The following is a 21,729-nucleotide window of genomic DNA, read 5'->3' as shown; positions in this document are numbered from 1 at the left end:
TAGCGAGCTTGCGGCATCACGGAAAGGCGGGTCTGGGGACGCGGCGGTCCGCTCGGAGCGATGAGGCGGCGCCGCGACGTCAGGCGAGGCCGGCGCCTAGACGCTGCAGACGATCCCCTCCTGCACGAGCTCGTACAGGAGCCGCAGGGCCTCGAGCGACTGCATGCCCGACACGTCGAGGATCTCGTCGATCGAGCTGTAGCCGTCGATGCACGAGAGCAGGAAGCCCGCGCGGTGATCGAGGTTCAGCGAGCGGAGCTGATCCGGCGACACCGCGAGCCGCAGCACGCGCGAGCCGTCCCCGAGGCGCGACTGGTACATCTGCCGGAGCATCTCGACGCAGCTGTCCGCGTACTGCCGCGCCATCCAGTCCTTCGGGTTCTCCTCGAGCAGGCCCTCCGCGAGGATGAGCGCGCCGCCGAAATCGCCCTGATCGAACCGGTGCTGCATCTGCTCCCGCGGCCCCTGGGCGCTCAGCTGGGGCTCGGTCGCGCGTGAATGAACCCCCTTGTCGACCTTCGCGACGGCCGCGGGCGCGCGCTCGGTCTCGGATCGGCGCGGAGCGCGCGCCGCGCCCTGCGCCTCGCCCGAGACCCTGTACGAGGTCGAACCGGCGAGCGCCCCCGTCCCGCCGCGAAAAGCGGGCTCGTCGTCCTCCACGAGCAGGCCGTAACGGAGCGTGCCGGGCGGCGGCGTGATCGGCGGCTCGTCCATCGGAGGGCCCGGCTCCTCGAACCCGAGATCGAGGCGGAAATCGATGCCCAGCGGCCCGCCGTCGTCCGGACGAGGGACGCGCCCCTTCGCCGCCGGGGGGACGTGGACGTCCCGCGCATCGACAGGCGGACCGCCGAAGACGTCGATCTCGCCAAAGCTGCGCGGGTACGACGGGCTCGGCTCGCGCAGGAGATCGTCGTCGAGCTCCGACCCGAAGTCGCGCTCGGCGTCGAGCGATCCGAACCCCATCCGCCCGCCGGGCCGCGACGGGACCCCGGGCTCGTCGCACTCCAGGCCGAGCCGCGCCGCCTCTCGGCCGGAAGCGCCGTGTTTGCCCGAGAACGAGGAGCCTGGCGGCGGCTCCCAGGGGATCGTCCTGCGCGGCGGCGGGACGGGCGGATACCCCTCCGGCGGAAAGGCCTCCGGAGGGCGCTGCCGCTGGGCGGTGATCTCGGAGCTCGAGTGAGAGCGGCGGGTCATCATCTTTGCCACGTAGTCGCTGACCGGGATCGGCGGCGGGAGCGTGATCTTGCCCTCGCCGTCCGGCTGGAGAGGCGTGCCGGCGGGCGGGGTTTCCATGCGGGGTGAGCCCCTCTCCTCGCGGGCGAGCTCGGCGAGCGCGAGGAGCTCCTCCGAGGCGACCGGTTGGGTGTCCTCGAGCTCGTCCACCTCGTCGAGCCCCCAGGAGGAGTCCAGGGTCTTGGAGTCAGGCGGCACCGACCGCATCGTCTTCCCTCATCGCGGCCATCCCTCACCCCTGTGGCCTGGCTACGACACCCTTGAACATCCGGTGGGTGCGCGAGAGCGCCTCCATCTGCTCCTTGACCGCGGCAGCGTCGCGCCGGCCGATGGCCTGACGCGAGCGCTCCACGATCCCGCGCGCCTTGCCGATGGCGTCGCGGCCGAAGTCGCTGGACGCCACGATCTGCTCGACCTGCGGGAACATCCGCTCGATCTCGGCGATGAGCTTCTCGGCCTCCTGCCGGACGCCCTCGAACTGGTCGCTCGCGCGGCGATCGACGAGGTACTCCTTCGCCGCCTCCATCATCTCGCCGACCTCCTCCTTCGTGAGGCCGCTCGACGCGGTGACCTGGATCGACTGCTGCTGGCCCGTCTCCAGATCCTTCGCGCTCACCGAGACGATGCCGTCGCTGTTGATCTCGAACGTGACCTCGATCTCGACCTGCCCCTTCGGCGCGCGGCGCAGGCCGGTGAGGATGAACTCGCCGAGCAGCTCGTTGTCCGTCGCCTTCTGGTGCTCGCCTTGCATGACCAGGATCTTCACGGCGGTCTGGTTGTCGCGGCTCGTCGTGAAGATCTTCGACCGGCTCGTGGGCACCGTGGTGTTCTGCGGGATGAGCTCCTCGAAGTTCGACCCGAACGTCATGATGCCGAGCGCGTGCGGCGTGACGTCGAGCAGGATCATCTGCTTCGTCTCGTCCACGAGCGCGGCGCCCTGCACCGCCGCGCCGAGCGCGACCACCTCGTCGGGGTGCACCCCCTTGCACGGCTCGCGCTCGAAGAAGTCGCGGACGGCCTCCTGCACCCTCGGCATGCGCGTCATGCCGCCGACGAGCACGACGTCCTCGATCTCGTCGCGGTCGAGCCGCGCGTCCTCGAGCGTCTGGCTGCAGATCTCGATGCACCGCTCGACGAGGTCCTCGCACAGCTCCTGCAGCGTGGCCCGCGAGAGCGTCCGCTGGAGGTGCAGCGCCTCGTTCCGCGCGCTCGAGATGATGAACGGCAGGTTGATCTCGGTCTCCAGGACGCTGGACAGCTCGCACTTCGCCTTCTCGGCCGCGTCCTTGAGCCGCTGGAGCGCCATCCGGTCCTGCCGCAGATCGACGTCGTGCTGCTCCTTGAAGCCCTGCACCAGCCAGTCGATGACGCGCGCGTCGAAGTCCTCGCCGCCGAGGAACGTGTCCCCCGCCGTGGCGATGACCTTGAAGACCCCGCCCGCGCCGATCTCGAGCACGGAGATGTCGAAGGTGCCGCCGCCGAGGTCGAAGACGGCGATCGTCTTCTCGACGTTCTTGCCGAACCCGTACGCGAGCGCTGCAGCCGTCGGCTCGTTGACGATGCGGATGACGTCGAGCCCCGCGATCTGGCCCGCGTCCTTTGTCGCCTGCCGCTGGTTGTCGTTGAAGTAGGCGGGGACCGTGATGACCGCCTTCGAGACCGGTTCGTTGAGGTAGTCCTCGGCGAACAGCTTCATCTCCTGGAGGACCATCGCGCTGATCTCGGGGACCGAGTACGTCTTGTCGCGCAGCTGGATGCGGACGTCGCCGTGCGGCCCCTCGACGATCTTGTACGAGGCGGTCAGGATCGCGTTCTTCACCTGCGGGGACGACCACTTCCGGCCGATCAGCCGCTTCGCGGCGTAGACCGTGTTCTCGGCGTTGGTGATCGCCTGCCGCTTCGCGATGTGCCCGCAGAGCCGCTTGCCGGCCTCGGTGATCGCGACCATGGACGGCGTCGTCTTGTACCCACCGCGATTCGGGATGACGGTCGGGACGCCCTCCTCGACGATGGCAACGCACGAGTTCGTGGTGCCAAGGTCAATGCCGATGACACGCTCCATCGATGCCGCTGCTCCTCTTGTGATCTTCGGCCCGAACGGCCGCTGAGGCCACGATGCTAGACCGTTTCGCGGAGCCGAGCGGGCCAATCGTGCGCCGCCCATGCGGAAGGCGCCGCCCCGGGCCTTCCCGAGGCCGGCGCGCCTTCTGTAAGGGCCGGCGCTAGACTTGCTTCCCCTGCTGTTTGGCCTGCTCGCGCGCCTGCGCGACGAGACCGCGCAGCCTACCATCGTTCCCTGCGAGCTCGGCGGCGCGCTCGAGCTCGCCGGCCGCGCTCTTCGCGAGCCCCGCGGCCGCGTACGATAGCGCGAGCGTGATCCGGTACTCCACGGAGGTGGGCACGAGCTCCACCGCCCGCCGCGCAAACTCCACCGCCCGCCGCGAGCTCTCCCCGGCCTGGAGCGTCGCGTGCGCGACCCGCTCGTGCGCGCCGGCGTCGTCCGGGCGGCCGTTGCACACCTTCACGTAGCTCAGCGCCGCCTCGACCCAGCGGCCGTTCTGTGCCTCGTACTCGGCCTGCTTGAGGTACCCGTCCGCCAGCGCCACCGCCGCGAGGCGCTCCACCTCGGCCGACGCCCTCTGGAGCTCGGCGTCCTCCGGAGCCAGCGACGCGGCGATCCGGTACGCGTTGGCCGCGCTCGCGAACTCGCTCCGATCGAGCGCGGCCCGAGCCACGTCGGAGTACCGCGCGATCTGGCTCCGGAGCGCCTCGTTGCGGGCGTTCTCGTAACGCGCCTTGAGCGCCTCGACCGCCCGTATCGACTCCGGCGAACGCACGCCGGAAGGGGTCTTCGGCGGCGCCCCAGGGGCGCCTGCCGACACAGCCGGCGCGACGGCCGCTCCAGGCGCAGCCGTCGCCACAGGCGGCGGGGTGGCCACCCGAGGCGCAGCCGTCGCCGCGGCCGGCGTTGCAGCCGCCCCGGACGCAGCGGCCACCGACGCAGAGGGCGCCCCCGGCGGAGGGCGCCTCAAGCCTCCGGTGAGCTTGCGCGCGAACGTCTCACGCCGGTCCTTGGCGGTGGGAGCAGGCGCGGCAGGCGAGGCCGGCGCTGCGCTCCGCGCCGGCGCGCCTCCGCTGTCGGGCGAGCCTCCTCCTGCGGGCGGCTGCGCCGGCGACGGCTGAACCGGCGCGGCGGCGCCGGAGGACACAGCGGACGCGCCCTGCCCTGCGGGCGCGCGCTCGGAGGAATAACGTCCGGGCGACGCGCCCATGTCGCGCGGATCGGCGAACGCGGCGCGCACCGTGGCGTCGACGGCGGTCGTTATCGTGGCGATGTCGCGCGGCGTCTGCTCGATCAGCGCCGCCATCGTCCGGTTCTTGTGGGACTGCTCGAGGTACGCGTCGTACTCGGCGCGCCGCTGCTTCGACGTCAGCGTGTCGTGCGCCAGCGTGATGCGCGTGAAGATGGCCTCGATCTTCGGCTTGTAGGAGCCGAGCTGCTTCCGGAAGTAAGTGTCCGGATGGAACTCCGGCGCGAGCTGGTAGTAGGCGCTCTTGATCTGCTTCTTGTCCGCCTGATCCGCGACGCCGAGCAGCGCGTAATAGCTGAGATCCTCGAGGCGGTAGTAGAGGTCGAGGATCCGCCGCTTCCGGTCGGGGGCGAGCTCGACCGGCTCGTCGAGCTCGGCGGGATCGTAGAGCGGCAGGGACTCCATCTGCTGCAGCGCGTCCCGGCCGAGCGGAGCGGACTCGGACCCGGACGGCATCGTCTTCTCCGGATCCACCGCGGCCGCGCGCCGCGCGGCGTCCCGCGGCGGAGGCTGTCCGGAGGGGTCCCCGTCCAGGAGGATCGCGCCGAGGTCGCGCAAGCGGCGCAGCACCTCGACGGTATCGACGTGCGACATTCCCGTGATCAACGACAGATCCCGATCCGTCAGGACGCCGTCGATGCGGGACAGGAGGAACGCCTCCGCGGGTTTCAGCGGGAGCGATTTGAGATCGTACCCGGGCTTCGGCCTTGGAACACGGAACGTCATCGGGTCGAGCAGCGGCCCCCTCGCGCTCGAGTCTAGCGACGAACGCGCGCCCGTCGCAATTGCAGACCACGGCGAGCGCGCCCTTCAGCGCGGCTTTTCCCCGGGGCCCGCCAGCGCCTCGGTGATCACCTGGTCCTGGATCGAGATCGCCCGCTCCAGCAGCCCGACCGCCCGCGCGCGGGCCTGCGTCGCCGCCTCGCGATCCCCCTTCGCTTCGAGCGCCTTCGCGCGGCGCTCCTCGACCACGCCCGCGACCTCGTAGAGGTGGCCTTGATAATGAGAGGGCGCCGGCGCCAACCGGAGGCCCGCGTCGATGTCGCGCGCCGCGGCGTCGAACTCGCCGGCCTCGCTCCGGAGCTCCGCCAGCCGGGCGTAGGTATCCGCCGTCACCTCGGCGACCTCCGGCGGCGCCCCCGGCGGCCTCGGCGCGGCGATGATCCCCTCCAGGGCGCGGAGCGCAGCGGCGCGATCGCCCGCGCCGAGCGCGACGTCGGCGGCATGGTGCGCCGCGCGCGCCCTCGAGAGGAAGGCGAGGAGCGTGGGATCGACGACCTGGGCCGGGGCGCACGCGCACGCCGGATCGCCCTGGCCCCCGGCAGCGCGCGCCCGCTCGTCGCCCGGGGCGCACCCGAGGTGCGCCGCCGCGAAGAGCCCCAGGCAGACGGCGACGAGGCGCGGGCCCCGCATCAGCGCACCCCCCACGCCGCGTAGCGGTTCTGGCGCAGATCGGACGCGCGCGCGGCGGCGATGCGATCGATCCGCTCCGTCTGACCGCCCTCCCGCGGAAAGGGCGCGGCCGGATCGAAGAGCGCGGCGGTCGAGCGCGCCTCGATCAGCAGGGGCCGCTCGGCGAGCGCCGCGGCCGGAGCAGCGGCCCCGGGCGCGCGCGCGACGGAGGCGCGCTCCTCGCTGATCTGGCCGACGATCAGCGCCACGGCCGCCGCGGCCGCGGCGAGCGTCGAGAGCGCCGCCATCGTCACCGGCGCGATGCGCCGGGGGCCGCGCGCGGGCGAGGCGCGGAAGGCCCTGTCGATGAGCGCGCGCCCAGGGAGCTCCGGGAGCGCCGCCGGACGCCACGCGGCCCGGAGCGCGACAGCGAGCTCCGCGAGCTCGTCGCGCGCGTCAGGCGAGCCGAGCGCGCCCTCGCCGCCGGAGCCGCCGCGCCCCGGTCCGCCGCCGGACGCGGCCTGGGGCTCCAGCGCCTCCCGCAAGCGCTCGGCGGCGCGCAGCTCGGCCTTGGTCGGCGGCGCGCCCTCGTCGCCGAGCGCGCGCGCGAGCAGCGCCTCGTGGTCCGCCCTGTCGAGCCCGGCGGGGCGGGCCGCCGCCCTGAGCGCGTCCGCGAGCGGGACCTCGCCGCGATCGAGCGCCTCCGCGAGCGCGCGCGCCGCGCCCAGCTCGTCGTCGGACGCAGGCGCGACGGGCTCCGCGCCGGGCACGACGAGCGCGAGCCGCCGGCCGCGATCCGCGCCGGCGCGGCGCTCCAGGGGCCCGTCGCCGGCCGGCGGCGAGCGCGGATCCGAGGGCGGCCGCGGCTTCATCGCGCTCCTTCCTTGCGCTCCGCGCGCGGCGCGGCGAGCGCCTTCTTCAGCGCGGTCATGGCGCGGTGCAGGACGACATCGAACGTCGCCACGCTGACCCCGAGCGCGAGGGCCACCTCGTCGCGGGGGCGCTCGTCGAGCACCCGTAACCGAATCGCCTCGGCGTAACGGGGGTTGAGGCGCCCGAGCGCGTCCTCGACGCGCGCCCGCGCGTCGGCGAGATCGCGCTTCTCGCAGAGCTCGGCCTCTCCGCGCGCGGTGAGGTCGGTCTCCGCGGCGTCGATCTCGCGCTGGAGATCCTCGGGCTCGAAGAGCGCCTCGCGGCGGCGCGCGCGGAGCATGTCGAGCGCGATGCGCAGCGCGATGACGCGGAGCCAGGGATAGATGCCGCAGCTCTGCCACTGGAACTGGTAGAACCGCTCGATCACGCGCGCGTACGTCTCGGCCAGAGCGTCCTGCGCGGCCGCGTCGGAGCCGAGGCGGGGCAGCAGCACCGCGCGGTACAGCGCTGGCCCGTACTTGCGGAGCAGCTGCCCGAGCGCGAGGCGATCGCCCTGCGCCGCGCGCTCGCACAGCAGGCGCTCCGCCTCGAGATCGGGCCTCGCTGCTGCCACCGCCGTCACAGCGGCGACGATACCCGGACGCAGAACGGAGCGCACCGGTGTCCGCCTCGCGCCCCTCTCCGGCCGGCGCGCCCCGCGGGGAAGGAGCGCCTGCGCGCCGCCGGCGAGCCGCCGCGGGCCCCCCGCGAGGAGGGCGCGCGGCGGCTCGCCAGCGACAGGCGGAACCGAACGCGGGAGGGCCACGGCATTCACCCCTCGACAACGGCCCAAACCCGTGGACCTTACGGCCAGGAGCCGCCACATTGTGCCGGCCTCCACGCCGAGCGTCCGGCGTGAAAGGAGCCCAGGTGACCCTCGATACAGCGTTCAGGTCCCCCCCACACCCCGGCGCCGGGCAGCGCTTCGGGGCCGCCCTGTGACGGCGGGGCCGTCCGGAGAACGGAGGCGCTCGCAGCACTGCGCGCGCTGCGGCGCCCTCAACGGCGGCGACTTCAGCCGCTGCATCCGCTGCGGCGCGCCGCTCCTCGCGCCTCCCGCCCACGCCGCGCCCGCCCGAGGACGCCTCGACGGGCGAAGCCTGCTCGCGACCAAGATCCTGGGCGGGCTCACGGCGTTCGTGTTCGTCGGCCAGCTGATGGCCGCGCACTCCCGCGATCTCGGGCTCCTCTCGGCGTGGGACACGTCGAGCTACCTCCGCTTCGGCGCGCTCCTCCTCGCGCCCGGCGTGCCCTTCGAGCCGTTCCGGCTGCTCTCCGCGGTCTTCGTCCACATGGGCGTCCTCCACTTCGGCATGAACATGGTGACGCTCGGCATGCTCGCCCGCGCCGCCGAGCCCGCCGTCGGCTCGGCGCGGTTCGCGATCGCGTACGTGCTCACGGGCCTGTTCGGCTTCGGCGCGAGCGCCGCATGGAACCTCTTCGTGCAGCCCGAGGTCGTGTGCACCGCGGGCGCGAGCGGCGCCGTGTTCGGCGTGATGGGCCTCCTGCTCGGCTGGCTGCTCCGCCGCCGCGACCCGCGATGGAAGGACCTCGCGCTCCAGGCCGTGTTCTACATCGTCCTCTTCGGCTTCGTCGTGAACGCGTCGAGCACGGGCATCCGCATCAACAACGCCGCGCACATCGGGGGCCTTGTGAGCGGCGCGCTGCTCGGGCTGACCTACGCGGGCCCCGCGCGGGGCCGGTACGAGGGCGTGATGAACGCCGGCGCGCTCGCCAGCGTGCTCGCCTGCCTCGCCGCGCTCGCGCTCGCCCAGCGCTCGCCGGTCTGGCGCGCCGCGGAATCGCTCGACGGGAACGCGCGGCAGGAGGCGCCCGGGCCCGCGCTGCACGGCCAAGCCAACGGGCTCCCCGAAGACGCGCTCGACGCGCTCGGGGCTCGACCGGCTGGCTCGCTCGTGCCGGGGGCTCCTGACGCGACGTGACGCTGATTGCGGCGCACGGCTCGAACGTCTAAGCGCCATCCTCGCATTCACGTGGGGGCGGGCCAATCCGTCCGTTCCCTCTCAGGAGACGTCATGGTCCGAACCTCGTCGCACATCGCCTCGTGCGTGCTTGCCGCGTCTCTGCTCAGCGGCTGCCATGTCACCATCCAGAGCGGCAACACGCCGGCAGAGGCCTCGCCGCCGCCCCCGCCGCCCGCCAAGAAGACCTCCCGGACGCGCAAGCCGGCCAAGCCCGACCCGGAGCCCGAGCGGCGCAGGACCCCGAAGTGGCGCCTGCCCACGAACAACGCGCCGCGCATCACCGCCCCGAACGCGTTCGGCAACGGGGAGGGCGGCGCCTTCCGGGGGCTCGCGTACGTGATCCCCGAGAACACCCAGAAGCTCCCGACCTTCGACGGGCTCGTGCCGTTCGCTGTGCTGTTCACGGACAAGTTCGAGGTGAAGTCGCAGGACTTCTCCGGCGGCTTCCCGGGCGCGCTCGCGCAGAACGAGTGGTTCGCGATCCGGTTCGAGGGCGAGTTCAAGGCGCCCCAGGAAGGCGTGTTCCAGCTGAGGCTCACCTCGGACGACGGCGCGGTCCTCTACATCGACGACAAGCGCGTGGTCGCGAACGACGGAGTCCACAGCGCGAAGACCGTGGACGGCGAGGCCCGCCTCACGGAGGGGACGCACCGGCTGCGGCTCGATTACTTCCAGGCGCAGCGCGGCCAGGTCGCGCTCATGCTCCAGATCGGCCAGAAGGACAAGTTCGAGCCGCTCGTCGGCCTCCGCTGACGGCGCGCCCGCCGGCCGCGCCTCCGGTGCCCCGCCCTGGCGGGCGCGCGGGGCGCGCGGCCGGCTTTCATGTGCCCGCGCACACCCCGGCGCTCCCGTTCGCCTTTTCGTGTATCGTCGCCGCCGCCCATGGCGTCGGTGAACCCACTGTCGCGCGAGCTCGTCTTCAAGGTCGTCTATTACGGGCCCGGCCTGGGCGGCAAGACGACCACGCTGGAGTACTTGCACGCCACGGCGAAGCCCGAGTACCGCGGCAAGCTCGTCTCCCTCGCGACGCCGGTCGATCGAACGCTCTACTTCGACTTCTTGCCGGTCCGGCTCCCGCAGCTGCGCGGGATGAACGTGAGGCTCCAGCTCTTCACGGTGCCAGGGCAGGTCTACTTCAACGCGACCCGGAAGCTGGTGCTCACGGGCGCCGACGGCATCGTGTTCGTCAGCGATTCGCAGGCCGTTCGCGCCGACGCCAACATGGAGAGCATGGAGAACCTGCGCGAGAACCTCGCCGAGCAGGGGCGGGCGCTGGAGCATGTCCCGCACATTTTCCAGCACAACAAGCGCGATTTGCCCGATTTGCTGCCGCTCTCGGAGCTCGACGCGATGTTGAACCCGTCCCGCGTCTTCTCGCTGGCCACGTCGGCGAAGACGGGGCTCGGCCTCTACGAGGGGCTCGAGGAGATCAGCGCCGCGGTCCTGCGCGCCTTCGAGAGCCGCCTGCCCGACGCGATGGGGAGAGGTCTGGGCGGGTTCGACGCGATCGAGGGCGGGCTCGCCACCGCCCTGCGTGACGCGTCGCCGCCGCCGTCGGCGCCGCTCGACGCGGTGATCTCGCGGCTCGCGCCGCCCAGCAAGCCGTGGTCGACGATGCCGCCGGACTCGACGATCGGCGATCCGAGCGAGGGCGCCGCCGCGCCCGGCGTGGCGGTGTCACCTGGCGGCGAGCTCGCGCCGCGCAGCGCCGGCGTCAGGGATCCGGCGAGCCGCGGGCTCCCGCCGTCGCTGCGGCTCGCCGCCCGGAGGCTGGCCGCGCCGGCGGACGCCCCGGCGACCGCGCGCGCGGACGGCCCGTCCGCGGCGACGAGGCACCTCGCCCAGCCGGGCCTCTCGTTCGTCGCGCTCTGGCCGACCGCCGAGCGGGAGGCGATCGCGGAGATCGAGGCGACGATCGCCGCGGAGCGGTATGCCGTCGCGCTCGAGCGCTGCGACGCGCTCGTCGCAGGGATCTTCGACAAAGCGGCGGAGCTCGCGGGATCGAGCGGCGCGGCGCGCGATCCGGCGACGGTGCCGGCGCTGCTCGGCCTGGACGGGCGCCGCTACCTCGGCTTTCGCGCCGTGGTCCGCAGAGCGCGCGCGGGCGGCGAGATCACCGAGCGCGACGCGCTCAAGGCCTTCGCGTTCGTCCTCGAAGCGCGGCTCGCAGAGAGCGCGATTTGAGCCCACGCGGCGGGCGCACGCTCGCCGCGCCGTCAGAGCCGATCGAGCGAGGCGACGCCGGAGTAGCGGCGCATCGACACGCTCATGAGCAGCGCGATCGCCACCATCACCGTGGTCACGCTCGATCCGCCGTACGAGAACAGGGGCAGCGTGACGCCGACGACGGGCAGCACGCCCGACGTCATGCCGAGGTTGATGACCGCGTGCCAGAAGATGATCGCCGCGCAGCCGACGCCGAGCACCGCGCCGAAGCGATCCTTCGCCATCGACGCGATGCGGATCCCCCACACGACGAGGAACGCGTAGAGGCACACGAGGACGATGCACCCGACGAACCCCCACTCCTCGGCGAAGACAGGGAACGGGAAGTCCGTGAACTGATCCGGCAGGAAGAGGAACTGGTTCTGGGTGCCGCGCAGGTACCCGCTGCCGAACAGGCCGCCGTTGCCGATCGCGACGCGCGAGTGGTGGGCGTGCCAGCCGCGGTGCAGGAGATCCTCCTCGGGGTGGAGGAACACGAGCACGCGCGCGCGCTGGTAGTCGAGCAGCACGTACTCCCAGACGATCGGGATCGCCACCGCGATGGACACGACGAACAGCGCCGCGCTCCTCCACCGCACGCGCGTGACCGCCGCGATCGTCAGGAAGACGAACACGAGGATGAGCGCCGTCCCCAGATCGGGCTGCTTGAGCACGAGGAGCGCGGGGACCGCCGTCAGCGCCGCCGGGATCGCCAGATCGCGGAGGGTGCGGCCCTCGTTGCGCGGATCGTCGTGCAGGAACTTCGCCAGCGCGATGACCAGGAACACCTTCATGAACTCGCTGGGCTGGAACCGGAACGCGCCGAACTCGATCCACCGGGCGGAGCCGCGCACGTCGCGCGCGAGCACGAAGACGAGCGCCAGCGAGAAGACGCCGAACGTGTAGAGCACGTAGCCGAGGCGCTCGAGGTGCCGGTAGTCGACCGCGATCAGCACGCCGCCGATGATGCCGCCCATGAACAGCCAGTACACCTGGCTGATGTAGAGCTCCGCGCGCGCGCCGGAGTAGACGCTCGTCGCGCTGTAGAGGTTGACGACGCCGAGCACCGCGATGGCCACCGCGGCGATGAAGAGCGGCCAGTCGAAATGATCGCGATCGCGCGCAGAGAGAGAGTCACCCCGGATCATGGCGTGCGCCCCGACGCGGCGGGCGCGCGGCCCGCGCTGCTCTTGCCCGCGCGCGGCCCCTCGTTCGGGCCGCCGCGGCGCTCCTTCGCGAGCTCCTGGTACGCGCGGACCACCTCGAAGGCGACCGGCGCCGCGTGCTTGCCGCCCGTGCCGCCGTGCTCGACGAGCACGACCACGGCGACCTCGGGCGAGCGCGCCGGCGCGTAGCCGGCGAACCAGGCGTGCTCGCGGTTGAAGTACCAGACCCGCTCGGCCTCGACGCCGCGGGTGAGCCGGTGCGAGACCTGCGCGGTCCCCGTCTTGCCCGCCATCTCCACGCCCGCGACGCGCGCCTTGAACGCCGTGCCGCCCTCCTCGTTCACGCCGGCGACCATGGCGCGGTGCACGAGGGAGAGGTTCTCCGGCCGGATGTCGATCTGGCGGCGCACGCGCGGCGTGAACTCCTGGACGACCGTGCCGGCGCTCGTCTCGACGGCCCGCACGATCTGCGGCTGGTACAGCGTGCCGCCGTTCGCGAGCGCCGCATACGCGAGCGCGAGCTGGAGCACCGTGACCGTCGTCGCGCCCTGGCCGATCGCCGCGTTCAGGCCGAACCCGAGGCGGAACTGGCCCTTGTTCCGGAGCGTCATCCACGCCCGGGTGGGCATCCTGCCCCCCGCCTCGGCGTTGATGCCGAGCCCCGTCCGCGCGCCGAGCCCGTAGCGCTGGCCCATCTCCGCGATGACGTCCATGCCGACGCCGTACTCCGCCGCGAGCCGGTAGAAGTAGACGTTGCACGACTCGGCGATCGCCTGCTGCATCGCGACCGGCCCGTGCACGTGCGTGCACCGGAAGGTGCGCTTGCCGAACGTCAGCGCGCCCCGGCACCGCGAGGACTGGCGGGGATCGATGAGCCCCTTCTCGAGCGCCGCCAGCGCGGTGAACGGCTTGAACGTCGAGCCGGGCGGGTACGCCCCGGACAGCGTCTTGTCGAGCGCGGGCTTCAGCGGATCGGAGTAGAGCCTCCGGAACGCGTCGCGGATGACCTGCTTCCCCGAGCCGCCGGAGAGCGCGTTCGGGTTGTAGCCGGGCTTCGAGTACAGCCCGAGGATCCGCCCGGTGCGCACGTCGATGACCGCGACGCCGCCGGCGAGCTCGCCGCGCATCGCCTTGTCGATCGCCTTCTGGATGTCGGCGTCGAGCGTCAGCCGGAGATCGCGGCCGGGGATCGGGTCCACCCGCCGCGGCTCCTCGATGATCCCGTCGCCGCCCGTCCTGCGCCGCCCCTTGGCGTCGACGAGCACCTTCTCCCAGCCGCGCGTGCCGCGCAGGTAGCTCTCCCAGGCGCGCTCGATGCCGGTGACGCCGATGCGATCGCCCTCGATGTACCCGACGCTGCGGAGCGACGCGAGCCGCTCGGCGTCCACCTCGGCCATGTAGCCGAGGACGTGCGAGCCGACCTCCTCGTACGGGTAGTAGCGCACCGGGACGGGCACCACGTCGACCCCCGGCAGCTCGGCGTCGTGGGTCGCCAAGGTCGCCACGGCGTCGCGCGAGATGTCCTCCTTGAGCAGGATCTGCTGGTTCTTGCGCGGGCCCTCGTCGGCGCGGATCGAGGTGATCAGCGCCTCCAGCCGCGCGCGCTCCTCGATCCCGATGCCGAGGTACTCGACGAGCTTCGGCCAGATCGTCTCCATGTCGAGGCGCCGCGGGACGACGTAGACGTTGTACGACGGCCGGCTGGCCGCGAGCACCTTGCCGTTCTTGTCCCGGATGATCCCGCGCGTGGTCGCGAGCGTCACGCGCCGAACGATGTTCTCGCGAGCGATGGCCTTGTTCTCGTCGACCTCGAGGATCTGCAGGTAGAACAGGCGCCCGAGGAGCACCATGAATCCGACGACCATGCCGAGCGCGATCCACCGGAAGCGCCGACGGAACTCGCTCACGTCGGAGCGCTGGACGAGCAGGCTCACCGCGGGCTCTCCCCTGGCCGCGGGACGTTGATCGTCGCCTGGTGCACGCGCTCGGCCAGCCGGAAGACGAACGGCGCGAACAGGGCCGTCGAGATGGCGTGCGGCGCGACGAGCCGGGCGAGCGCGCGGGTGCGCGCCGCGTCGCCCCCGAAGATGGCGGTGAGGATCACGATGAGCACCCCCTCGACGAGGCCGAAGACGAAGGCCAGCGCGATCTTCGTGAGGAGCGTCTGCGCGGCGAGCCGCACGCCGGCCGCCCGCGAGACGACGAAGGTCGCGACGGTGATGAAGGTGAACAGGCCGACCGGCGCGCCGGTGAAGAGATCGAGCAGGTACCCGAGCAGGAACGCGAGCGCGGCGCCCCGCGCGATCGAGTACTCGTGCACCCCCATGAACACGACGAGCGGCAGGAGCAGGCTCGGCGTGGAGCCCGGGATGTTCAGCTTGCCGATGAGCCGGAACAGGTTCGACTGAAGGATCAGCAGGGCGGCCCCCATCGCCAGGAACGCGGAGTTTCTCATCGCGTCACCTCCGCTGCGCCTGGGGGGGCGTCTCCTCCGGGGGCGTCGTCGTCACGATGAGCACCTCCTCCAGCCGGGAGAAATCGACCGCCGGCGCGACGTACACCTGCTGGTAGATGCCGAAGTCGCGGCGGACGACCTGCGTCACGGTCCCGACCGGGATCCCCTTCGGGAAGCGCCGGCCGACGCCGCTCGTCACGAGCAGATCGCCGACCTCGATCTCGTCGGTGCGCTGCACGTACTCGACGCTGCAGGAGTACTTGCTCTCGTCGCCCGTGCCGCGGACGAAGCCGCGCGCGCCGGTGCGCTCGACCACCACGTCGACGCCGCTGCCCCCGTCGACGACGAGCCGCACGTCGACCGTGTCGCCGGCGCTCTTCAGCGTGGTGCCGACGACGCCGTCCGCGGAGAGGACCGGCAAGTTGGAGCCGATGTCCCGCGCCTCGCGATCGAGCGTGACGCGGACCACCCGGAAGAAATCGTTCGTGCTCTTGCCGACGACCTGGGCGCTCACCACGTCGGTCCGGAGGCTCTGGCGCAGGTCGAGCAGCCTGCGCAGGCGGCGGTTCTCTTCCTCGAGCGCCTCGAGCTTCCGCACCCGCTCTCGGAGGCGGGCGATCTGCGAGGCCTGCCTGGCGTTGTCTTCCTTGACGTCGACCAGGTAGATGTAGTCGCCCCAGAGGTTCGAGAGCCCGCGCGCCAGCGTCGCGGCCGCGTACTGGATCGGCGCCGCGATGCTGATGATGATCCGGTCGGCCCCCGTGTTCTGCTTGGGGTCGCGCATGCTGGCGCGCAGGAACCAGAACGGCACCGCGAGCGCCAACAGCACGATCACGAAGTCGCGGTAGCGTTTGAGGTTCACCGTGGCTCCCGGACCCAGGTAGTACGAGGCGCCCCGCGAGGCCACCCCTCTCGACGCCGCGCGCGGCGCCCACCCCGGCGCGGGGCGGCTCGCCGCGCGCCGCAAACACCCCCGCCGGCGTGCTCACGGGCGGGACACGAAGACGACCCTCAGCTGATCGTGACCTCTTTCAAGAGCTCGAGGTGATCCAGCGCCTTGCCGCTGCCGAGCACCACGGCGCTGATCGGGTCGTCGCACACCATCACGGGCAACCCCGTCTCCTCGCGGAGGAGCACGTCGAGGTTCTTGAGGAGCGAGCCGCCGCCGGTGAGCACGATGCCCTTGTCGACGATGTCGGCCGCCAGCTCGGGCGGCGTGCGCTCCAGCGCGATGAGAACGGCGTCCACGATGGCGTTCGTCGGCTCGCTCAGCGAGTCGCGGATCTCGTCGGAGTTGACGACGACCGTCTTGGGGATGCCCGCGACCATGTCGCGCCCCTTGACCTCCATCGTGAGCTGCTGCTCGAGCGGGTACGCGTTGCCGATCGTGATCTTGATGCGCTCCGCGGTCTGCTCGCCGATGGCCATGTTGTACTTGCGCTTCATGTAGGCCATGATCGACTCGTCCATCTTGTCGCCGCCGACGCGGACGCTCTGCGAGTAGACGATGCCGGCGAGGGAGATCACGGCGACCTCGGTCGTGCCGCCGCCGATGTCGACGACCATGTTGCCGCTCGGCTCGGTGATCGGCAGCCCGGCGCCGATCGCGGCCGCCATGGGCTCTTCGATGAGGTAGACCTCGCGCGCGCCAGCGCCCTCGGCGCTCTCCTTCACCGCCCGCTTCTCGACCTCGGTGATGCCGAACGGGACGCAGATGATGATGCGCGGCTTGACGAGCGTGCGGCGGTTGTGTGCGCGCGCGATGAAGTACCGGAGCATCGCCTCGGTGATCTCGAAGTCGGCGATGACGCCGTCGCGCAGCGGCCGCACCGCCTGGATGTTGCCGGGGGTGCGACCGAGCATCTCCTTCGCCTCGCGGCCGACGGCGAGCACCTTCTTGCCGCCGCGAGCATCGCGCTGGACGGCGACCACCGAGGGCTCGCATGACACGATCCCCTTGCCCTTCACGTAGATGAGGGTGGTTGCGGTGCCGAGATCGATCGCGAGATCGTTCGAGAACAGGCCGTAGAGCCAGTCGAAGATCATCGCTTCGCCCTAGAAAGGAAAAAGGTTAAGCCGAGCACCGCGGAGGACGCAGCAGCCCGACCAGACGCCCGCTCGAGCGGGTCCGGCGGCAGCGGCCAGCGGTGCAGCGTGGCCTAGCCCTTCGAGATCTTGCCTTCTTTGTGCTCGGTGTGCTTGCGCTCGGTCGGGCAGAACTTCTTGATGACGAACTTGTCCGTCATCGTCCGCTTGTTCTTCGTCGTGTGGTAATTCGCGCGGCCACAGTTGCCGCACGTCAGCTTGATGATGTCGCGCATCGGAGGTCTCCGAAGACAGGGCCGACCTGTTTCAACAGGCGGCCCTGGTTGAACCTAGGCACGGGCAGCACGGGAAGCGCTAGCACCGCAACCGGCGGGGGGCACCAGAGGACGTATGTCGGATCAGCGACGCCCGACCGCCCGTCTGGAGGGCGCTACCCTACGAGAAACGATGCAGTTGTCAACCGGGAGCGCTCATTCGTCGTCCCAGTCGTCACCGGTGCGGCCGCGATCCCAGTTCTTGTTGTTGCTGCGTCGGCCACCACCACCAGCGCCGCCACCGGCCCCGGGAGGACCGTCCCCGTCGTGAGCGCCGCGCCGACGGCGATCATCGAACGTCTTGCGCGCAGGCGGCGGAGGAGCTCCACCACCGCCGCCGCCGCCGGCGAAGCCGCCGCCACCACCGCCGAAGCCGCCGCCGCCGCCGGCGAAGCCGCCGCCACCGCCGCCGAAGCCGCCGCCACCGCCGCCGAAGCCGCCCGGACGGTCCTCGCGCGCCGGCCGCTCCCCCTTCGGGTGAGCGAGGTTGACGACGAGGCGCCGGCCGCGCACGTCCACGCCGCGCAGGGCATCGATCGCGCCGCGCGCCGCCTCGGCGCTCGCCATCGTCACGAAGCCGAACCCGCGCTTGCGACCGTCAGGATCCATGGGGAGGTGCACCCGCACCACCGGACCGGCGCCGGTCGAGCCGATGAGCCCCTCGACTTCCTCGACGCTCGCGTCATAGGGGAGATTGCCGACGTAGAGGGTGCGATCGGGCGCTGCAAGCCCGCCGCCGCCCATACCGCCACCGCCGCCAGGGCCACCTGGACCGCCGCCGCCGGGGCCACCGCCGGGGCCCATCGGGCGCCCCTCGCGCCGCGGCGGCTCGGCCTGGAAGGGGCGGACCGAGATGGACTTGCCGCCCTGAAATGAACCGTCGAGCGACTCGCGCGCGGCGTTGGCTTCGCCGGTCGTCGAGAGTGTGACGAAGCCGAACCCGCGCGGACGACCCGTCGCGCGATCTTTCGGAAGACTGACCTCGACGACGTTGCCGCCGGTGGCCTCGAAGAGCTGCCGCAAAACGTCTTCGGTGATGGAGTCGGGCAAGCCCGCCACGAACAACTTACGCGAATCTTCAGCCATTGTAGAAAAACCTGGGGTTGGCCCCTGCGTTCCCTCTTATTTGGTCCACTCGCTCCGTGATCGATGTCGATGACGCGGAGCCTTTCGCGAGCGCGCCTCGGTCGCTCCTCCATCGGCGGAAGGAGCGGCCGAGCTCAATCGAGCGAAGGTCGGCAGGCCGACCCTCTGGTGCAAACTCCACCCCACGATATCTGGCGCCCCTGGCGCGTCAAGGGACCCGCCACGGGCGGGCGAGCCAAATGAAGGCCCGGAAGGAGCCGTCAGCCGACCCTCCGCGCCCCTCCGCGCCCCCTCCGCGCCTTCGCCCCTCACGCGAACGCCGGTCCGGAGGACCGGGGCGCCGGTCCAGGCGACCAGGGACCCCGCAGCGCGCGCTCCGTCACAGGCGGGCGTCGCCAGACCGGCGCTCGGGAAACCCGGCGCTCGGGAGGGCCGAGCGGTCCAGCGCCGCCCGGCGGATGAGCGCATCGCGCGGCGTGGATCTGCCCGAAACCCGAAACGACCGGTCCAAGGCGCCCAGGTGCGGGATCACCGCTCGGCCCGGGCGCGGGAGGCCCGAGGCGCCTCGGCCTCACCGTCCTCGTCGGACGGATCGTCGTCCGCGACGCGCGAAGCGCCGTCCAGCGGGCTCGCCCCGGCGCTCGACGGCTCGCCGCGCGCCGCCATGCGCAGGAAATAGAGCCCCACCGCGAACAGACCAAAGCATGCCCACTGCGCGGGAGTGAGACCGGCATAACGCGGATCGCCGCCGACGACCGTGCCCTCCCGCTCGCGCAGGAAATCGAGCGCGAAGCGCACCGGAGCGTACGCGGTGCACATGATCCCGGTATAGAAACCGAGCGGACGATGGGGGTTCCGGCGCCAGAGCACCGCGAACGCGATCGCGAGCGGGATCGCGAGCACACACTCATATAGGCCGAGATCGAACCGGCCGACATGTCCCGTCCCGAGCGGGTATTGGACCGCGAACCATGCGTCGGAGATACGGCCCGGATGATCGTGGACCGACGCGCAGCCCGCGCGCCCGAAGACCCACGCGAGCGGAAACGCGCTGTTGACGACCTCGCAGTAGGGCATGATCCGCTCGCGGCGATAGAAGCGCCACGCGAAGGCGCCGATCAGCGCGCCGGTGAAGCCGCCGAAGCTCGACAGGCCGTCCCAGAGCGCGAAGAGGTAGAGAGGATCTCGGGCGACCCGCTGCGGGTGATAGAAGATCGCGTCGAGGACGTGCCCACCGATGAACCCGGCCGCCACGACCCAGAAGATGAACTCGCTCATCTTCTTCTCGTCGAGGCGCCGCTCGCGCGCGTGCCGCGTGGCGACGACGGCGCCGATGTAGACGCCGAGCGCCACCAGCGTGCCGAACGGCTTGATCGAGGGCGGCTTCGCCGGATCGATGAGCTGCCCCACGAGCGGGATGTGCTCCAGGAAAGCGAGCGGGATCTCGGGGAGCTCGATGTAAGGGATCAGAGGGCCTGACACGTCGCTCCCCTAGCGCAGCGACGAGGCGAAAGCCATCCGCCGTCGATGACGTCGGAGCGACAAGGCCGCGCCACGCGCTGCGGGGGCGCGCTGAGCGCGGCGGGGGCGCCAGGGACGCAGCGAGGCCGCCTTCGCCCGGTCGAGCGCCGCGCCGCCGCGCCGCGAGGCCACCGCGCCCGCGCGAAGTCCGCCGCGACGTCGCGCCGGTGTCGTCAAGAGTTCGTCAACCGCGGGAAGAGTTCGCCAACCGCGGGGGACAGGCGTAAACCTGCCGCATGAGCCGCTCCCCCGTGCGCGTCGCCACCCTGACGCTCAGTGACACCCGCACCCTCGACGATGACGAGGGCGGACAGCTCCTCGGCGAGCTCCTGAAGCGCGCCGGCTTCTCCGTGACCTCCCACGCCGTCCTCCGCGAGGAGCCCGAGCTGCTGCGCGCGGCGATCGCTCAGATCGCGGACACAGGCTCGGCCGACGCGGTCGTCGCCACGGGCGGGACCGGGATCGCACCGCGCGACCGGACCCTCGAGGCGCTCGCGCCGCTCTTCGAGAAGACGCTCGACGGCTTCGGCGAGGCGTTCCGGCGCCTGAGCTGGGACGCGATCGGGCCGAACGCCATCCTGTCGCGCGCCGCGGCCGGCGTCGCGCGAGGGCTCGTGGTGATCGCGCTGCCCGGCAGCCCGAAGGCGGTGGAGCTCGCCGTCACGCAGATCATCGGCCCCGTCCTCGCGCACGCGGTCACGCTGGCGTCCGGCAAGGGCGGACACCACCACCGGCCCCCGCAGCCCGTGCAGGGCGAGGAGCAGCGCGGATGATCCCCTTCGAAGAGGCGCTCGATCGGCTGCTCGCGACCGCTGCCCCGGTCGGCCCCGAGCGGGTGCCGCTCGACGACGCGGCAGGGCGCGTGCTCGCCGAGGACATCGCGGCCGCCGACGCGATGCCCGCCTTCGACTACAGCGCGATGGACGGCTACGCCATCGCCTCGGCCGACCTCGCGGGCAGCGGGCCCTTCCGGCTGCCCGTCCGCGGCGAGAGCGCGGCCGGCCGCCCGCTGCCGGCGCTCCACCCGGGCACGGCGTGCCGGATCTTCACCGGCGCACGGCTGCCGCCCGGCGCCGACACGATCGCGCCGCAGGAGGACGCCGCGCGCAGCGGCGACGAGATCACCCTGCAGGAAGCGCCGCGGGCGGGCGCCTGGGTGCGCCGCCGGGGCGCGGACCTCGCGGAGGGCGCCGTCCCGCTGCGCAGAGGAGCGCGGCTCACCCCGGGGAAGGTCGCGCTCGCGGCCGCGCTCGATCGCCCGAGCGTCCTCGTCGCGCGCCGCCCCGTGGTCACGGTGATGTGCTCCGGCGACGAGCTGCGCGCGCCCGGCTCGCCCGGCCCCGCCGGCACGATCCCGGAGTCGAACAGCTACTTCATCGCCGCGACCGCGCGCGCGGCGGGCGCCGCGGTCCGCATCGCGCCGTTCGTCCCCGACGACGCGGCGCGCGCCGCCGAGGCGGTGTCGACGGCGCTGCGCGGGTCCGATCTCGTGGTGACCGTCGGCGGCGTGAGCGTCGGCGACCACGACATCGTCCGCCCCGCGCTCGAGGCGGCCGGCGTGTCGCTCGATTTCTGGCGCGTCGCCATCAAGCCGGGCAAGCCGCTCGCGGTGGGGCGCGCCGAGCTCTCGCGGTGCGGCGTCGTCCACGTGCTCGGGCTGCCAGGCAATCCGGCCTCGGCCTCGCTCACGTTCGTCCTCTTCGGCGTGCCGCTGCTCCGCGCGCTCCAGGGCGACGCGGCGCCGCGGCCGCCCCGCGTGATCGTCCGCGCCGACAGCGCGCTCCGGCGCCAGACCGGTCGCGCCGAGTTCCTCCGCACCCGCCTCGACGCCTCGAGCGGCGAGCTCGTCGCCCGCATCGCCGCGAACCAGGCGTCGGGCGCCGTCACGAGCTTCGCCGAGGCCGACGCGCTCGTCCTCGTGCCGGCCGATCGGGAGCGCATCGACGAGGGCGATCGCCTCGAGGCCATCCGCCTCGCGGAGATCTGATCGCGCGCCGCGCAATGCCGCGCATTGCCCGCAGCGCGCGGCATTGCCTCCAGCGCACAGCATTGCCACGCGGCCGGCGAATTTACGTCACGAACCCGCGCTCCATCACGCCGCGC

General features: G+C 72.3%; 19 protein-coding genes. 5 read left to right on the top strand and 14 right to left on the bottom strand.

From position 1 onward, the window contains the following. Positions 1 to 96 precede the first annotated feature (96 nt). The 6 genes from WME95_RS13625 to WME95_RS13600 all read right to left on the bottom strand — a co-directional run bounded on the left by WME95_RS13625 (position 97) and on the right by WME95_RS13600 (position 7,467). The gene (locus tag WME95_RS13625) at positions 97 to 1,431 is read right to left on the bottom strand and encodes a hypothetical protein (protein WP_437908829.1); all 1,335 of its coding nucleotides are present in this window, start codon (positions 1,429 to 1,431) and stop codon (positions 97 to 99) included. 34 nt (positions 1,432 to 1,465) lie between these two features. Beyond that, a complete protein-coding gene (dnaK, locus tag WME95_RS13620; protein WP_012235052.1) occupies positions 1,466 to 3,295 on the bottom strand; it encodes a molecular chaperone DnaK in 1,830 nt (609 codons plus the stop codon). A 160-nt stretch (positions 3,296 to 3,455) separates the two neighbouring features. Continuing rightward, positions 3,456 to 5,270: a DnaJ domain-containing protein gene (locus WME95_RS13615; RefSeq protein WP_437908828.1), complete on the bottom strand. Its 1,815-nt coding sequence runs from the start codon at positions 5,268 to 5,270 to the stop codon at positions 3,456 to 3,458. An 84-nt stretch (positions 5,271 to 5,354) separates the two neighbouring features. Beyond that, entirely contained in the window at positions 5,355 to 5,957 is a 603-nt protein-coding gene (locus tag WME95_RS13610; RefSeq protein ID WP_437908826.1) for a hypothetical protein, read from the bottom strand. Further along, complete coding sequence (locus tag WME95_RS13605) at positions 5,957 to 6,808, bottom strand: hypothetical protein (protein WP_437908825.1); 852 nt, start codon at positions 6,806 to 6,808, stop codon at positions 5,957 to 5,959. Before WME95_RS13605 ends, WME95_RS13610 begins: the two co-directional genes overlap by 1 nt. Next, entirely contained in the window at positions 6,805 to 7,467 is a 663-nt protein-coding gene (locus tag WME95_RS13600; protein WP_272103245.1) for an RNA polymerase sigma factor, read from the bottom strand. The genes WME95_RS13605 and WME95_RS13600 overlap by 4 nt, the downstream gene beginning before the upstream one ends. Before the next feature lie 319 nt (positions 7,468 to 7,786). Here WME95_RS13600 and WME95_RS13595 point away from each other — a divergent pair, with 319 nt between their 5' ends. From WME95_RS13595 to WME95_RS13585, 3 genes are all read left to right on the top strand, one after another. After that, on the top strand, positions 7,787 to 8,791 hold the full coding sequence (locus WME95_RS13595) for a rhomboid family intramembrane serine protease (protein ID WP_437908823.1): 1,005 nt from the start codon (positions 7,787 to 7,789) through the stop codon (positions 8,789 to 8,791). A gap of 93 nt (positions 8,792 to 8,884) precedes the next feature. Beyond that, positions 8,885 to 9,586 carry a PA14 domain-containing protein gene (locus WME95_RS13590; protein WP_437552250.1) on the top strand — a complete coding sequence of 234 codons (702 nt, stop codon included), beginning with the start codon at positions 8,885 to 8,887 and terminating at the stop codon, positions 9,584 to 9,586. 129 nt (positions 9,587 to 9,715) lie between these two features. Continuing rightward, positions 9,716 to 11,017, top strand: coding sequence for a GTP-binding protein (locus WME95_RS13585; RefSeq protein WP_437908821.1), 1,302 nt, complete (start codon positions 9,716 to 9,718; stop codon positions 11,015 to 11,017). Between the two features lie 32 nt (positions 11,018 to 11,049). On the opposite strand, the gene rodA is transcribed toward WME95_RS13585, so the two are convergent. The 8 genes from rodA to WME95_RS13545 form a co-directional block, all read right to left on the bottom strand. Next, a complete protein-coding gene (gene rodA, locus WME95_RS13580; protein WP_437552248.1) occupies positions 11,050 to 12,186 on the bottom strand; it encodes a rod shape-determining protein RodA in 1,137 nt (378 codons plus the stop codon). Next, positions 12,183 to 14,138, bottom strand: coding sequence for a penicillin-binding protein 2 (gene mrdA / locus WME95_RS13575; protein ID WP_437908820.1), 1,956 nt, complete (start codon positions 14,136 to 14,138; stop codon positions 12,183 to 12,185). Before mrdA ends, rodA begins: the two co-directional genes overlap by 4 nt. Further along, positions 14,135 to 14,659 carry a hypothetical protein gene (locus WME95_RS13570; RefSeq protein ID WP_012235042.1) on the bottom strand — a complete coding sequence of 175 codons (525 nt, stop codon included), beginning with the start codon at positions 14,657 to 14,659 and terminating at the stop codon, positions 14,135 to 14,137. Before WME95_RS13570 ends, mrdA begins: the two co-directional genes overlap by 4 nt. 4 nt (positions 14,660 to 14,663) lie before the next feature. Beyond that, positions 14,664 to 15,521 carry a rod shape-determining protein MreC gene (gene mreC / locus WME95_RS13565; protein ID WP_012235041.1) on the bottom strand — a complete coding sequence of 286 codons (858 nt, stop codon included), beginning with the start codon at positions 15,519 to 15,521 and terminating at the stop codon, positions 14,664 to 14,666. Positions 15,522 to 15,670: 149 nt separating this feature from the next. Next, positions 15,671 to 16,705, bottom strand: coding sequence for a rod shape-determining protein (locus tag WME95_RS13560; RefSeq protein WP_276598056.1), 1,035 nt, complete (start codon positions 16,703 to 16,705; stop codon positions 15,671 to 15,673). A 113-nt stretch (positions 16,706 to 16,818) separates the two neighbouring features. Further along, positions 16,819 to 16,980, bottom strand: coding sequence for a 50S ribosomal protein L33 (gene rpmG, locus WME95_RS13555; protein WP_012235039.1), 162 nt, complete (start codon positions 16,978 to 16,980; stop codon positions 16,819 to 16,821). A gap of 195 nt (positions 16,981 to 17,175) precedes the next feature. Further along, positions 17,176 to 18,105 (bottom strand): RNA recognition motif domain-containing protein, encoded by a 930-nt coding sequence (locus WME95_RS13550; RefSeq protein WP_437908819.1) that lies wholly within the window; start codon positions 18,103 to 18,105, stop codon positions 17,176 to 17,178. A gap of 528 nt (positions 18,106 to 18,633) precedes the next feature. After that, positions 18,634 to 19,587, bottom strand: a complete 954-nt coding sequence (locus WME95_RS13545; RefSeq protein WP_437552245.1) for a prolipoprotein diacylglyceryl transferase — start codon at positions 19,585 to 19,587, stop codon at positions 18,634 to 18,636. Between the two features lie 275 nt (positions 19,588 to 19,862). On the opposite strand from WME95_RS13545, the gene WME95_RS13540 reads away from it, so the two are divergent. Continuing rightward, positions 19,863 to 20,399: a MogA/MoaB family molybdenum cofactor biosynthesis protein gene (locus WME95_RS13540; RefSeq protein ID WP_437908817.1), complete on the top strand. Its 537-nt coding sequence runs from the start codon at positions 19,863 to 19,865 to the stop codon at positions 20,397 to 20,399. Further along, a complete protein-coding gene (locus WME95_RS13535; RefSeq protein WP_437552243.1) occupies positions 20,396 to 21,613 on the top strand; it encodes a molybdopterin molybdotransferase MoeA in 1,218 nt (405 codons plus the stop codon). The genes WME95_RS13540 and WME95_RS13535 overlap by 4 nt, the downstream gene beginning before the upstream one ends. The last annotated feature ends 116 nt before the right edge of the window (positions 21,614 to 21,729 follow it).

The organism is Sorangium sp. So ce327, assembly GCF_051530205.1.
GTDB lineage: Bacteria > Myxococcota_A > Polyangia > Polyangiales > Polyangiaceae > Sorangium > Sorangium cellulosum_B.
Note: the sequence above shows the minus strand (reverse complement) of the source record. Positions and strands in the feature narration are given on the sequence as shown.

What these genes read in the sequence shown, in the direction of transcription:
- dnaK (WP_012235052.1), bottom strand. Translation starts at nt 3,295, where the DNA reads ATGGAGCGTGTCATCGGCATTGACCTTGGCACCACGAACTCGTGCGTT.
- WME95_RS13615 (WP_437908828.1), bottom strand. Translation starts at nt 5,270, where the DNA reads ATGACGTTCCGTGTTCCAAGGCCGAAGCCCGGGTACGATCTCAAATCG.
- WME95_RS13610 (WP_437908826.1), bottom strand. Translation starts at nt 5,957, where the DNA reads ATGCGGGGCCCGCGCCTCGTCGCCGTCTGCCTGGGGCTCTTCGCGGCG.
- WME95_RS13605 (WP_437908825.1), bottom strand. Translation starts at nt 6,808, where the DNA reads ATGAAGCCGCGGCCGCCCTCGGATCCGCGCTCGCCGCCGGCCGGCGAC.
- WME95_RS13590 (WP_437552250.1), top strand. Translation starts at nt 8,885, where the DNA reads ATGGTCCGAACCTCGTCGCACATCGCCTCGTGCGTGCTTGCCGCGTCT.
- WME95_RS13585 (WP_437908821.1), top strand. Translation starts at nt 9,716, where the DNA reads ATGGCGTCGGTGAACCCACTGTCGCGCGAGCTCGTCTTCAAGGTCGTC.
- rodA (WP_437552248.1), bottom strand. Translation starts at nt 12,186, where the DNA reads ATGATCCGGGGTGACTCTCTCTCTGCGCGCGATCGCGATCATTTCGAC.
- WME95_RS13570 (WP_012235042.1), bottom strand. Translation starts at nt 14,659, where the DNA reads ATGAGAAACTCCGCGTTCCTGGCGATGGGGGCCGCCCTGCTGATCCTT.
- WME95_RS13560 (WP_276598056.1), bottom strand. Translation starts at nt 16,705, where the DNA reads ATGATCTTCGACTGGCTCTACGGCCTGTTCTCGAACGATCTCGCGATC.
- rpmG (WP_012235039.1), bottom strand. Translation starts at nt 16,980, where the DNA reads ATGCGCGACATCATCAAGCTGACGTGCGGCAACTGTGGCCGCGCGAAT.
- WME95_RS13550 (WP_437908819.1), bottom strand. Translation starts at nt 18,105, where the DNA reads ATGGCTGAAGATTCGCGTAAGTTGTTCGTGGCGGGCTTGCCCGACTCC.
- WME95_RS13540 (WP_437908817.1), top strand. Translation starts at nt 19,863, where the DNA reads ATGAGCCGCTCCCCCGTGCGCGTCGCCACCCTGACGCTCAGTGACACC.
- WME95_RS13535 (WP_437552243.1), top strand. Translation starts at nt 20,396, where the DNA reads ATGATCCCCTTCGAAGAGGCGCTCGATCGGCTGCTCGCGACCGCTGCC.